At 34.1% G+C, this 14,620-nt stretch carries 11 protein-coding genes; 10 read left to right on the forward strand and 1 reads right to left on the reverse strand.

Annotation, left to right across the window (positions count from 1 at the left end):
- Positions 1-37: 37 nt before the first annotated feature.
- Entirely contained in the window at positions 38-940 is a 903-nt protein-coding gene (locus SOM12_RS08635) for a DUF6607 family protein (protein ID WP_320493082.1), read from the reverse strand.
- A 105-nt stretch (positions 941-1,045) separates the two neighbouring features.
- Here SOM12_RS08635 and SOM12_RS08640 point away from each other — a divergent pair, with 105 nt between their 5' ends.
- From SOM12_RS08640 to SOM12_RS08685, 10 genes are all read left to right on the forward strand, one after another.
- A complete protein-coding gene (locus SOM12_RS08640; protein WP_320493083.1) occupies positions 1,046-3,208 on the forward strand; it encodes a TonB-dependent receptor plug domain-containing protein in 2,163 nt (720 codons plus the stop codon).
- A 12-nt stretch (positions 3,209-3,220) separates the two neighbouring features.
- Positions 3,221-4,636: an HmuY family protein gene (locus SOM12_RS08645; protein WP_320493084.1), complete on the forward strand. Its 1,416-nt coding sequence runs from the start codon at positions 3,221-3,223 to the stop codon at positions 4,634-4,636.
- A gap of 284 nt (positions 4,637-4,920) precedes the next feature.
- The gene (locus SOM12_RS08650; protein WP_320493085.1) at positions 4,921-6,399 is read left to right on the forward strand and encodes an SGNH/GDSL hydrolase family protein; all 1,479 of its coding nucleotides are present in this window, start codon (positions 4,921-4,923) and stop codon (positions 6,397-6,399) included.
- An 89-nt stretch (positions 6,400-6,488) separates the two neighbouring features.
- On the forward strand, positions 6,489-7,817 hold the full coding sequence (locus SOM12_RS08655) for a GDSL-type esterase/lipase family protein (protein ID WP_320493086.1): 1,329 nt from the start codon (positions 6,489-6,491) through the stop codon (positions 7,815-7,817).
- A gap of 1 nt (position 7,818) precedes the next feature.
- A complete protein-coding gene (locus tag SOM12_RS08660; RefSeq protein ID WP_095929401.1) occupies positions 7,819-9,501 on the forward strand; it encodes an MBOAT family O-acyltransferase in 1,683 nt (560 codons plus the stop codon).
- A gap of 350 nt (positions 9,502-9,851) precedes the next feature.
- Positions 9,852-11,216 carry a signal recognition particle protein gene (gene ffh / locus SOM12_RS08665; RefSeq protein WP_095929402.1) on the forward strand — a complete coding sequence of 455 codons (1,365 nt, stop codon included), beginning with the start codon at positions 9,852-9,854 and terminating at the stop codon, positions 11,214-11,216.
- A 137-nt stretch (positions 11,217-11,353) separates the two neighbouring features.
- Positions 11,354-12,241: a bifunctional 5,10-methylenetetrahydrofolate dehydrogenase/5,10-methenyltetrahydrofolate cyclohydrolase gene (locus SOM12_RS08670; RefSeq protein ID WP_095929403.1), complete on the forward strand. Its 888-nt coding sequence runs from the start codon at positions 11,354-11,356 to the stop codon at positions 12,239-12,241.
- A 219-nt stretch (positions 12,242-12,460) separates the two neighbouring features.
- Positions 12,461-13,387 carry a magnesium transporter CorA family protein gene (locus SOM12_RS08675; protein ID WP_095929404.1) on the forward strand — a complete coding sequence of 309 codons (927 nt, stop codon included), beginning with the start codon at positions 12,461-12,463 and terminating at the stop codon, positions 13,385-13,387.
- 300 nt (positions 13,388-13,687) lie between these two features.
- Positions 13,688-14,302, forward strand: a complete 615-nt coding sequence (locus SOM12_RS08680; RefSeq protein ID WP_320493088.1) for a hypothetical protein — start codon at positions 13,688-13,690, stop codon at positions 14,300-14,302.
- A gap of 9 nt (positions 14,303-14,311) precedes the next feature.
- On the forward strand, positions 14,312-14,602 hold the full coding sequence (locus tag SOM12_RS08685; RefSeq protein WP_095952248.1) for a winged helix-turn-helix domain-containing protein: 291 nt from the start codon (positions 14,312-14,314) through the stop codon (positions 14,600-14,602).
- Positions 14,603-14,620 lie beyond the last annotated feature (18 nt).

Here is a 14,620-nt window from a genome sequence, read left to right on the forward strand (position 1 = left end):
ATAAACTTCCGGATTTTTTATTAACAACTAATTCTAATTACTTAACAAATTTGTCAATGATTTTATCTGTTTCTGCTTTTGCAGTATCTGGTTTCAAATCAAATAAAAGAGAGTAAAGTGCTTTTCTGTCAACTTTTGCCTCTAAGTTTAAATCTTGGTGTCTGTCAAAAAGAGTCTGCCATTTGTCACGAACGTTTTTCCAAAGCGCGTTATTTTCTTTCCACCATTTTTGAGCTGCTAGACATTTAACATCTGGAACTTTAGTATAAACGTCAAATCCTTTTTCTTGTGCTAACAAAACATCTTTTCCAGCATCGTCACGAACCAATTTGTCATTGTCTTGTTCATGATTCCATCCTGTAGAAGTAATTTCATGAATGTTTCTTCTTTTTAATACATTGTAATCGTTACGTTTTGTTTGCTCTCTTCTTGGAAGCGGTGCATCAGCAACGTTTGCCCAATAATCTTGCCCGTCAACGTGAACCCATGTTGAAGACCCTTCATATCTTGGACTATCATCTACTTGATATACTTTTTGAGTCCATTGTCCTTTAACCGCTTTTTTGTCTAACTTTTTGTATTTCCAAGTATTGCCTTTGTCAAAAGAGTATAAGTCTGTGTTTTCGTATAGCCAATCTTGTCTCCAGTGTTTGATGATCATATCGTCACTTACAATCAATAAGTGCTGCATTACAATTTTGTTTGGAGTATCTTCTAATAACTCTACCCATTCTAATGCAGATTCATGTTTAGTCTCTGACGGCTTATAAGTAAGAGTGTCTTTTGGATATGAAAATGTTTCTGTGAAGTTAAACTTCACTTCGTAACAACCACACATTGATTTAATTGACTTAATGTCTTGTTGTTTTTTGTCCTGACTAAAACCAAGACCACATGTTAAAGCCAAAGCGGCTGACAGAAAAAGGCTTTTTGAAATCATAACTTATTGTTTTGTTTTTAAATTTTTCGCAAATATATAAATTTAATTTAGAACAATTAAAAATAGTTATATATTTGCACCGATTATTAAGACTGAATAAAAATAATGAAAATTAAAATTACCCTTTTTGCTGGATTTCTATTTTGTACATATTCTTTTGCTCAGCAGAAAGATATTATTGCTTCTAAGGAAAAGCTTTCCGAGGTTGTTGTTACGGGACAGTTTGAACCACAATCTATAAAGAAGTCTGTTTTTAATGTGCGTGTAATTTCGAAAGAAAACATAAAACAGCTGGCGGCAAATAATTTAGTAGATGTCTTGAATCAGTATTTAAATATTAGTGTAACATCTAATGGTGATGATGGACGTTCTAAGGTTTCAATGTTTGGACTGGATGCACAATATTTTAAGATTCTGGTTGATAATATACCCTTAGTGAGTGATACAGGAATGGGGACAAATGTTGATTTAACACAGGTCAATCTTGATGATGTAGAGCGAATAGAGATCATTGAAGGATCTATGGGAGTAACTCACGGAGCAAATGCCGTAACAGGAATCTTAAATATTATTACTAAAAAAGGTGGAGGCTATAAATGGCAGATTAGCGCCGCTATTCAGGAAGAAACAGTTGGGAAAGAATTTGCCTTTTTTGATCAGGGTCGTCATATTCAATCAGTTAAAATTGGGCATAACTTCAATGAAAATTGGTTTGTAAACATTGGAGGAAATCGTAATGCAATGGCAGGTTTTTATGATAACAGGCAAGGAAAAGATTATGATGTTAATGATGGATTAAGAGGATATACACAGTTGCCGAAAGAACAATTGGTAGGTAATGCAATTCTTGGTTATCAAAAAGATGCCTTCAGGATTTTTTACAAATTTGATTATTATGGTGAAGATGTACATTATTATAATCCATTAATAAATATACAGGATAATTATCCCTTTGCAGATACTTATTTCTCAAGAGATAAAAGATATATTACCAATCGTTATTACCATCATTTAAATGCTAGTGGAAATCTTTTTTCAAAGTTAAAATATAATGTTTCAGTTTCTCAACAGAAACAAGAACGTGATTTAGAGAAGTTTGTTTATCAATTAGATACAAAACAGGAAGTAGATAATGAAAGAGATACTTATCAGTCAAAAGAAGTATTTTATTCTACTGGTACTCTAAGTAATTTCTTTGATAATAAAAAAGTAGATTTTCAACTCGGGTATGAAATTACTAATGAAAACGGATTTTATGATTCATCTGTTGGGGCTTTTAGAGACGATAATCAAGTAGGACAAGATATTAGAAAGAGGCTAGAGAATTATGATATTTTTTCGGTTGCTGAAATAAGTGTAAATGATAAATTTTCTATTCGTCCCGGGCTTCGATTTTCATTTCAATCTGCTTTCGAAAATCAATATGCAAGTTCATTGGGTTTAAGATATCTCTTTGATAAGGGACTCGAGGCAAGAGCCTCTTTAGGTAAATCTTATCGTACTCCGAATTTTGATGAATTATACACTTATTTTGTTGACTCTAATCATAATATGCAGGGAAATCCAGATTTGATTCCTGAAAATAGTACTTCGTATGAAGTGAGTTTTAAGAGAGCCTGTAGTTTTGATTCGGGAGCTCAGATATCGAACAACTTAGCGGTTACTTTCTTAGATGTTGATGATAGAATTGATATGGTAGTAACGCAGACTATTCCTAGCTGGAATTATAAATATCTTAATATCAATAAATATAAGATGTGGAACATTTCAACAGTTGAACAATATACCCATAAAAATTGGAATGTAATGCTAGGGGCGGCTGTAGTAGGGATTTCAAGAAGACTTGACCTAGCGGCTGAAAACTTAGTATCTGATGATAAATTTTTCTACTCGTTCAGATTGAATTCAAGTATCTCCTACAATATCCCTAAGTGGAATGCTTTGTTAGCAGTTTTTTATAAATATAATGGGCAGCAGCAGCAATATGTTGCTGGTACTGGTGCGGATGGAAAAGCCGCTTTCTTTTTAAGTGAATTACAGCCGTACAGCTGGATGGATGCCTCAGTTCGAAAATCATTCTTTAAAAATCAATTTGAAGTTACAGTTGGAGCAAGGAACCTATTTAATGTTACGAATCTTCAGTCTGTTCAAAACGGAGGAGGAGATGCTTCTGGAGGAGCACACGGTGGCGGCACAAGTACTGACATGATGTTAGGATACGGCCGATCTTACTTTTTAAAACTTTCATATAATCTAAATTTTAATTAATAAATCAATACCATGAAAAAGAACTTTATTCTAATACTATCGTTTGTATTGCTTGCTCTTGGAGCTTGTAGCAGTGATGATGAAGTAGCTCAAGCTAATGCTGTGGCTTTTGCTTCTACATCGTTAAACTTATCCGCGGAAACTACTCCGATCGAAATTAAATTTGCATCTCCAACAGCTGCTGCTGGATCACTAACTTTAACTTATACTGAAACCGCAGTTGCAAATGGTACAGATTACAGTACTACACCAGCTATCGCCGCAAGTAAAGTTGTAGTTCCTTTTGAAAAAAATGTATCTACGGTATCTTTTACATTCAAGAAACTAAAAGAAGCTATTGAAGGTGAAGTAAAAAATGTGGTTTTCACAATCAGTAGTGTAAGTATCAATGCTGTAATTTCTGAAAACAAATCAATTCAGGTAAATTTTAACGAAACTGCATCTTTAGGAAATGCATTGGCTCCAGAAGTTGGAGGTCCTACTGAACCAAATCAAGTTTTTGTTGATTTAAGTAGTGGAAAAATGACTGCTGTTCCTCGAGTTTCATGGGATTTAGGGTTTTATTCTGGAACAGATTTTAGAGTTATAATAAATCATACAGTGAAAATGTCTGCTAAACAAACTGCGAGTACAAATATCGATGAAGTTCAGGAGGAAGATGCAACTATGATTTTCAATCAAGGATCTGGTAGTACAACTCAAGTAGACGATCCAGCTGGAGATATTACTAAAACTACTATTGCAGCTATCTCGGCGACAGACAGTGAAAATAAAGTTTATGTGATTAACATGGGAAGTAACCCAGCGACAACTAAACCAGAAACTGGAAATGAGGGCACTGCTAATGGACCTTCTAGAGGATGGAAAAAAGTTAGAATCTTAAGAAGTGGAAATGATTATAAAGTTCAGTACGCTGATATTGCTGCAACTACTCATAATGAAATTACTATTACTAAAAATGCAGCTTATAACTTTACATTCTTAAGTTTGTTAGACAAGAAAACAGTTAGTGTTGAGCCTCAGAAAGCACAATGGGATATCAGCTTCACAAGTTTTACTAATACAACTAATTTTGGAACAGGTTTAGTGCCATATAATTTTGCAGACTTCGTTTTAAATAACGTTAAAGGTGGTGCAAAAGCATATCAGGTGCTTACATCAGCTTTTACATATGATGCTTTTACATTGGCAAATGTTGATAATTCTAAATTTACAGAGGATCAAAGAAATATTGGTTCAAACTGGAGAGGAACTGTTTCAGGAACAGATGCAAATGGTAATCCAACTTCGGGATTTGCAGCTAGATCAGATCGTTTCTATGTGGTTAAAGATCCAGCAGGAAATGTTTATAAAGTAAGATTTACAGCTGGTTTAAATGCCGCTGGAGAAAGAGGTTATCCAACATTCCAATATGCGATCTTAAAATAAATTCATAGATGAAAAAATCTAAAGATTATAAAGAATATTTCATTTTAACTTAAAAATGCTTCGGCATTAAAATTTAGTTAATCATTAGCTTTGTTTTTTTTATTTTTTTTTTGATTCAAGAGGTTAGAATTTCTAACCTCTTTTTTTTGTTCTACTTTCTTGTTAAAATGAAACAGAAACAAAATGTTATTCTATCTTTGCACAAATTTTTTCTGCAATAAGTTAACCATTATTTAATTGGTTTAATTTTTGAATGCAGTTCTTCATATTTTATAATTATTTAGGTGAATACAAAATCTTATTTTTTTCAGTCTTTTGCGATCGTGGCGTTAGCGCTGGTTGCTTTTATTGGGTTTAAGCAAATTCTTCCAGACAAAATATTTTCTGAGACTAAATTAGATTCTAAAAATATATTGATAGACAGTCTGCTTTTGGAATCTGTTGCCGAAGATTCTCTATCGCTAGACAAAGACAGTATTGCAAAAAGTGAGCAAGCACTAAACGGGCAAAAAATTGTTTTTGATGAAACCGAAGGAATCGAGTTTCCAGCCGAAACATTTGAAAACTACAAAGGTTATCAATACCTAATTTCTTTCTATGAGAAATTGTATCAGTTAGAAAAAAACCCTCAGAATAAGGTTAGAATTGCTTATTATGGAGATTCTATGACCGATGGAGATTTAATCGTGCAAGACGTTCGTACCAATTATCAGGAGCGATTTGGAGGAAATGGAGTTGGATTCGTTTCTATTACTTCAGAATCTGCTGCTTCGAGAGGTTCTGTAAAATCAAGCTATTCTAAAAACTGGAAAACACAGTCTTACTTAAATGTAAAAAGACCCACAAGTCCTTTTGGAGTTAACGGACATGTGTTTTTTGCAAATGATAAAGCCAATTCGACTTGGGTTCAGTACGAAGCTGGACTTAATAAATATTCTACTTCTTTAGATAATGCAACCTTATTTTACGGTCGCTCGTCTAAAACAGGAAAAGTTAATTTCATTATCGGAAAAGATACCATCAAGAAAAATCTTTCGCCAAATAGTTTAGTGAACACACTAAAAGTTTCATCTGGAAGTTTAAAAGCTTTTAAGGCAAACTTTGTTCAGGCGGATTCTATTCCGATTTACGGATTTAATTTTGATAACGGAAGCGGAGTTCACGTTGATAATTTCTCGCAGAGAGGAAATTCTGGACTTCCAATTTCGATGTTCAATGCAGATGTAATGAGAGCTTTTAATAATAGTCTGAAATACGATTTGATTATTCTGCATTACGGAACGAACGTTTTAAATTACGGAACAAAAAATTATTCTTGGTATGAAAAAGGAATGACTAAAACCGTAAATAAAATTAAAGAATCGTTTCCAGGAGTTTCAATCCTGATTGTTTCTACTGCCGATAAATCGACAAAATATGATTTAGAAATGAAGACCGATTCTGCTGTAGTTCCATTAATGAAAGCACAAAAACACTATGCGTTGGAAGCGCAGGCAGGATTTGTGAATTTATATACTTTGATGGGAGGAGATGGTTCTATGATTAAATGGGTTGATGAAACTCCTGCAAAAGCAAATAAAGATTATACCCACTTTAACCAACGTGGTGCAAAAGCAATTGGTAATTTGCTATACGGACAATTGAATAAAGGATACGAAGAATATAAAGTGCTCAGAGAAAAAAGAGATGCTGAAGGAACTAAGCCAAAACCAGTAAGAAAAGCCAGACCCGATTCCGTTTCAGTAACAAAAGATAGTGTATGATAAACAAACTTATTTTTTTCTTTTGTTGTCTTTTTTTTGCAACAAATGAAAAAACTCCAAAAACAGATGTACATCCAACACCCAAAAGTATGATTCAAAAAGCAGATACAGCAATAATTGATGCTCCTTCTGATGGTCAAATTTATAATGCAAAAGCGTTAAATGATTTTTTTCAGAAACTGGAAAAGAACGAAGATCAGAAGAGTCAAAAAATCAATATTGTGCATATCGGAGATTCTCATATTCAAGGTGATTTGATGACTAATGAGATCAGAAAAAAACTGCAGCAGAAATTTGGTAATGCAGGACGCGGTTTAATATTTCCGTATCAATTAGCTAAAACAAATGGTTCTTATAACGAACGTTTCAAATCGAACAGAACTTGGGAAAGTTACAGAAACATTCACCCAGTTAAGAATTGTCCGATTGGGTTAAGCGGAATAGGACTTTGGAGAGATTCTGGCGGATTTGTAATGGAAATGAACGTAAAAGATTTGGCTTACAAATTCAATACAATAAAAATAATTACGCCTCAAAATCAGGATATGTTTGATTTGGCAACCTCGTCTAAAATCAATTCTATTCAGACAACGGAGCCAAAAGTTATTACGCACAAAATTAAAAAAGGCGAAGTGCTTGGTACAATTGCAGACAAATACAATGTTTCGATTACAGAAATTAAAAGAGACAATCATTTAAAGTCTAATAATATCAGAGCGGGAAGAACCTTAAAAATTGCCACAAAGGAAACGAGACAAAAGACGATTTCAATGTCAGAATTTGTTCCCTTAGCAGTAAAATCTGATTCGTATTCGCACTATTATAATTCTGAAAATGCTTTGAGCCGAATTTTCTTGATTCCGAACAAAGAAGCAAAGGATTTTGAGTTAAACGGAATTATTTTAGAAAAAGACACTCCCGGAATTATTTACAGCGGAATTGGAGTTAACGGAGCTAAATATTCAGATTACAATAAATATCCGTTATTCTTTGAGCAATTAAAATCGTTGCATCCAGATTTACTGGTTTTCTCTTTAGGAACAAATGAAAGCTATGATCATTTAGATCCAGAAAAATACATTCGTGAGCTAAAAGAATTTATAAGCAATATAAGAGCACAGAAAATAGATGCGCCGATCATTGTAATGACACCGCCGCCATCTTTGCTAAGAAGAAAACCAAATACCTATATTGATGATTATGCTAAACAAATTCTTAATATAGCTCAGAAAGAAAATCTTGCCGTCTGGGATTTATACGATGAGTTTGGCGGAATGAGCGGCATCAAACAATTAAAAGTACAAGGATTAATAGGACCCGATTGGGTTCATTACTCAAAAAAAGGATACGAGAAACAAGGAGATTTGTTTACTCAGGCGTTTTTAAGATCATACGATAATTTTAAATCAAAGAAGTAAGTTGACAACAATAGATAGCATTAATAATTGGTTTATTCAAAATTTTGGTGCAATTACAATAGAGCAAGTTAAAAGTTGGTTCGTTTATAATGAAGACGAAAAACTTTTATTCAATACCGGTTTATTCTTAGGTTTATTTCTGGTTTTCTATTTTGTGTATGGTTTTTTACGCAAAACATTTTATTTGAGATTAACTTATGTTATTCTCTTTTCACTATTCTTTTACTACAAATCGAGCGGAATTTACTTTTTGTTGTTATTGCTCTCATCTGTTGTAGATTATGGTTTGAGCCAAATCATTTACAGAGAAAGCAGAGACAGCGTTAAGAAATTTTACTTGGTAATAAGTGTTATTTTGAATTTAGCGCTTTTAGGCTATTTTAAATACATGAATTTTTTGATTGTAACTTACAATGATATGTTTCATGGTAATTTTGCACTTCACAATGTTTTTCTTCCTGTTGGAATTTCGTTTTATACTTTCCAATCCATGAGTTACATTATTGAGATTTATAGAGAAGAAATTAAACCGACAAAAAATTACATCGAATATTTATTCTTCGTTTCGTTTTTCCCGCAATTAGTTGCTGGACCAATTGTACGTGCGAAAGACTTCTTGCCTCAGATTTATCAAAAATTAAACTTGACTAAAGAAGATGTAAACAATGCTCTATTTTTAATTATTGGAGGTTTAATCAAAAAAACAGTAATCTCAAATTACATATCAGTAAACTTTGTTGACCGTGTTTTTGACACGCCAATGAGTTATACTTCATTCGAAAACTTAATGGCTTCGTATGGATATGCCATTCAGATTTACTGTGATTTCTCTGGATATTCAGACATGGCAATTGGTATTGCGTTATTGCTTGGATTTAAATTGCCAGTCAACTTTAGAACTCCATACAAATCGACTTCGATTACCGATTTCTGGAGAAGATGGCATATTTCGCTTTCGACTTGGTTAAAAGACTTTTTATACATTTCGATTGGAGGAAACAGAGAAGGTTCTTTCGCAGGATATTTATTCCCAAGTTTATTTTTCTTCGGATTATTGCTTTGGGGAATGTCTTGTTATAATGAAAGTATAATTCCGCTTATCATTGCAGGAGTCAGTATTTTAATTTTCGCTTTGTCATTTTTATTGTCAAGCAAAATAAAACAAACCTTGGTAACCAATTTCAATCTGTTTACCACGATGCTTTTGGGAGGTTTGTGGCACGGAGCAGGAGCACAGTTTATCGTTTGGGGAGCACTTCACGGATTAGCATTGGCAGTTCATAAAATATTTATGGAATTTTTTCCTTCGAAGAAAGACAAAAGTCCAAATTTCTTGTGGAGATTTTTCTCAATCGTAATCACATTCCATTTTGTGGTTTTCTGTTGGATTTTCTTCCGAGCTAGAGATTTCGAAACAGCCTTGCAAGTAATTAATAATATTGGTCAATTAACATTCGAACCAGAACTTTGGAAAACAATTGTATTAGGTTATAAAAATGTTTTCGGATTGATGCTGTTCGGTTATGTTTGGCATTTCTTGCCAGATTCATTCACAAACGGAATGAAATCTGTTTTCGATAAAACGCCATTATTAGTAAAAGCAATAATTCTGGGATTTGTTTATTGGATTGTTTACGCAACCGCAGTAGCTGGTTCGCAGCCATTCATTTACTTCCAGTTCTAAAAAGATATGGCCGCAAAGGCACAAAGGCGCAAAGGTTTTATTCTTTGCGCTTTTTTTTGTTTTTGCCACAGATTAAAGAATTGAAAAGATTTTTTCACGCAGATTCTGCAGATTTTTTAGCAGATTTTATTTTTTAGATTTTATTTTTTAGATTTTAAATAATAATAATCTGCGCGAATCTGCTTAAATCTTTTTAAATCTGCGTGAAAAAACTTTGCGACTTTGCGAGCAAAAAAACATAGCGTTCTTTGCGTAAACCTTCGCGCACTTTGCGTTTAAATTGCGCTTAAATAAAAATTGCCTGAAATATCTAATTAGATTATCTTTGCACTTCATATAAAGAAAATGATATGTTTGATAATTTAAGTGATAAGTTAGATAAAGCGTTCCATATATTAAAAGGACACGGTAAAATTACAGAAGTAAACGTTGCCGATACCTTAAAAGAAGTTCGTCGTGCATTACTTGATGCCGATGTTAACTTTAAAATTGCTAAAGATTTTACCGCTAGAGTAAAAGACAAAGCAATTGGTCAGGATGTATTAACAACATTACAGCCAGGACAACTATTGGTTAAGTTAGTAAAAGACGAACTTACTGAATTAATGGGTGGAGACGTTGCTGGTGTGAACCTTTCAGGAAATCCAACAGTGATTTTGATGTCAGGACTTCAAGGTTCTGGTAAAACGACTTTCTCTGGAAAATTAGCTAACTTCTTAAAAACAAAGAAAAACAAGAAACCACTTCTTGTAGCGTGTGATATCTACCGTCCAGCGGCGATTAATCAGTTGCATGTTGTGGGAGACCAAATAGGTGTTGAGGTTTACTCTGAGCCAGAAAATAAAAATCCTGTAGAAATTGCTCAAAACGCAATTAAACATGCAAAAGCAAACGGATTCAATGTTGTTATTGTCGATACAGCAGGACGTTTAGCCGTAGATCAGGAAATGATGGACGAAATTGCTCGTGTTCACAAAGCAATTCAGCCACAAGAAACATTGTTCGTTGTCGACTCTATGACAGGACAAGATGCTGTAAACACAGCAAAAGCTTTCAACGATATCTTAAACTTTGATGGAGTTATCTTAACGAAATTAGATGGTGATACTCGTGGTGGAGCTGCACTTTCAATCAAATCGATTGTAAACAAACCAATTAAATTTGTTGGTACTGGTGAGAAAATGGAAGCAATTGATGTTTTCTATCCAGAACGTATGGCAGAGCGTATCTTAGGAATGGGAGACGTTGTGTCTCTTGTTGAAAGAGCTCAAGAACAATTTGACGAAGAAGAAGCAAGAAAACTTCAAAAGAAAATCGCTAAAAACGAATTCGGATTTGACGACTTCTTAACGCAGATTCAACAAGTAAAGAAAATGGGTAACATGAAAGACTTGGTTGGAATGATACCAGGTGCTTCAAAAGCCATGAAAGATGTTGAGATCGAAGATGACGCTTTCAAACATATCGAAGCGATCATTTATTCGATGACTCCAGGAGAAAGAAGCAAACCAGCGATTATCGACGTAAAAAGAAAAGCCAGAATCGCAAAAGGTTCGGGAACTAAAGTCGAGCAAGTAAATCAGCTGATGAAACAGTTTGACCAAATGAGCAAGATGATGAAGATGATGCAAGGCCCAGGCGGAAAAAATCTGATGAAAATGATGGGAGGTATGAAAGGGATGCCGGGTGGTATGCCAGGAGGAATGCCGAAATAATAAAAAGAGTTTCAAGTTTAAGGTTTCAAGTTAAGAAACCAAAACTTGAAACTTTTTTAATTCAATAAATAGTAAGTTTCAACAATAACGTGAAACTTGAAACTTGAAACAAAAATTAAAACCTGAAACAACACACAATGCAACTACTAGACGGTAAAAAAACATCTAACGACATTAAAAACGAAATTGCAGCCGAAGTTCAATCAATAAAAGTAGCTGGAGGAAAAGTGCCTCATTTAGCAGCCGTTTTAGTAGGTAATAACGGAGCAAGTTTAACTTACGTAGGAAGTAAAGTAAAATCATGCCAAGAGATTGGTTTCGATTCAACTTTGGTTGCTTTACCAGAAACGATTACAGAAGACGAATTATTGGCTAAAATTAAAGAATTGAACGAAGATGATAATCTTGATGGATACATCGTTCAGTTGCCTTTGCCAAAACATATCGACGAGCAAAAAATTTTATTAGCAATCGATCCAGACAAAGATGTTGACGGATTTCACCCAACTAACTTTGGAAGAATGGCTCTTGAAATGGAAAGTTTTATTCCGGCAACACCATTCGGTATTATGGAATTGCTAGAGCGTTACAAAGTAGAAACGGCAGGAAAACATACAGTCGTAATTGGAAGAAGCCATATCGTAGGACGTCCAATGAGTATTTTAATGAGCCGTAAAGGAAATCCAGGTGATTCTACAGTTACGCTAACTCACAGCCGTACAAAAGACTTAGCAGAATTCACTAAAAACGCCGATATCATTATTACAGCTTTAGGAGTTCCAGAATTCTTAAAAGCCGATATGGTCAAAGAAGGAGTAACCGTTATCGACGTTGGAATTACGCGCGTAGACGATGCATCAAATCCAAAAGGATACGTTATCAAAGGAGATGTTGATTTTGACGGAGTAAGCAAAAAAGCTGCGTTTATTACACCAGTTCCAGGTGGAGTAGGGCCAATGACAATTGCAATGTTGCTTAAAAATACTCTTTTAGCGAGAAAAATAAGAAGCGCAAGAAATAAATAAAAATTGCGTCAAAATATAGTTGCAAAGCCTGTTCGATCGAACGGGCTTTGTCTTTTTAATATATAATTAATAGTTTAAAGTTTTGGTTCTTAAAAATAAAGGATACTTTTGCACCACTTAAAAAACACTTCTCCAAATGGACGATTATTATTCGTTAGTATTTAATTAAAGCAGCTTTTGAAATTTTCAAAATGCTGCGCTAAAAACCTGTATTTTGAAATGAAAGCCTTTTACACAAACAACAACGGATTGGTAGAAATCCAAAAATGGACTTCAAATTGCTGGATTCACATCGAATCTCCAACAGAATCAGATAAAAACTATTTAGTGGATGAACTTCAGGTTCCTGAAGCTTTTTACAATGATATTGAGGATATCGACGAAAGACCCCGTATCGAAATCGAAGACGGCTGGACACTTATCATTATGCGTATTCCAGTTAAAAGTGGCGATATCAAAATTCCTTTTCATACCGTTCCTCTCGGAATCATTTTTAAAGATGATATCTGTGTGACCATCAGCTTTTATAAAACAGAAATCATTGCCGATTTTGTGTCGTATTCACAACGTAAAAACATCGAAATTGAAGACAATTTCAACCTTGTACTAAGATTGCTTTTGTCGTCAAGCGTTTGGTATTTGAAATATCTAAAACAAATCAATCATAAAATAAAACTTGCCGAGGATAACTTAGAGAAATCGATCAAAAATGAAGAATTGCAAGCCTTGCTTCAAATCGAAAAATGTTTTGTATTCTTCATCACTTCCCTAAAAGCAAATGACGTTTTATTTCAAAGAATTAAAAATCTAAAAGCCCACAAAGCCAATTACGACCCAGAATTATTAGAAGATGTCGAAATCGAATTAAATCAGGCCCAAGACACAGCCAATATTTACAACAACATCTTAACAGGAATGATGGATGCCTACGCTTCTGTAATTTCAAACAATATGAATACAATCATGAAACAGATGACTTCCATTTCGATCATCTTAATGATTCCAACCCTAATCGCCAGTTTGTACGGAATGAACGTGCCAAACGGCCTAGAAGAAAGTAAGTACGGAATCTGGATTCTACTTTTAGTCTCTATAATTCTATCTACTTTCGGAGTTCTTCTATTCAAAAGAAGAAGATGGTTTTAATTCAAAATTTCAAAATAGTAAAAGCCTGTTCGTTAAGAATGGGCTTTTTGTTTTTATAATTTGGGCGTGACCCCGACCCGTTGAAAGGGCAAACATACTTTACGCTTATGCGCCCTCTCAACGGGTCGGGGTCGGGCTATCCGCGCTACTTCGGTAGCCAGCTCCTATCCCTCACGCAACTTTACGGAGAGACCTAACAGGTTTTTAAAACCTGTTAGGTCTTACTTAAATAAAAAAATCACTTTTTTTATTTGTCAATTCAAAATAAATAATAACTTTGTAACGCAAAGTACTTTAATTATGAATCAAAAGCACCAAGAAGATTTAGCACATATTCGTTCCATGATGGAGCGCTCTTCACGATTTATATCATTAAGCGGACTATCAGGCGTTTTTGCAGGCTTATCTGCGTTGATTGGTGGTATGTACGTTTATCAGTTATTTAAAGCAAACGGACTAGATTATTTTACGGACGAGCACAGAATGTATTCAGCCAATTTAGTTTCAGAATTATTTTGGATCGGAGTTCTAATTTTAGCTTGCGCATTTGTTTTTGGAATCTTTTTCACCATCAGAAAAAGCCGAAAGTACAATTTACCAATATGGACTTCGGCAACAAAAAAAATGTTATTCAATTTAGCAGTTCCTCTTTTTGTTGGAGGCGTATTTTGTTTAGCATTAATATACCACGGATACTTTGGTTTAGTGGCGCCATCGACATTAATATTTTACGGATTAGCCGTTATAAACGCAGAAAAATATACATTTTCAGATATTAAATATCTAGGTTTTTCGGAACTGATTTTAGGATGTATTGCACTTTTTAATATAGGATATGGTTTGATTTTCTGGATTATCGGATTCGGGATCCTACATATTGTATACGGATTAGTGATGTTCAAAAAATACAAATAAACCAGCCAGATGGGAATCATTGATAAACTAAATAAAGATTTTGAAAGTCGTGTCAGATTAGGTATTATGTCTATTCTGCTGGTCAATGATTGGGTAGATTTTACCGAAATGAAAACTCTTTTAAATATCACCGATGGTAACTTAGCAAGTCACTCGTCTGCACTTGAAAAAGCCGGTTATATCGAAGTTAAGAAAGAATTTGTGGGCAAAAAACCTAGAACATCGTATCAGGTTACCGATTTAGGGCGCGCAGCCTTTAAAGAACACTTATCCTATCTGGAAAAATTAATGAAATCTTAAATAACTCTATTTTTTTAT

Origin of the sequence: Flavobacterium sp. CFBP9031, from assembly GCF_034044945.1 — a bacterium.
GTDB lineage: Bacteria > Bacteroidota > Bacteroidia > Flavobacteriales > Flavobacteriaceae > Flavobacterium.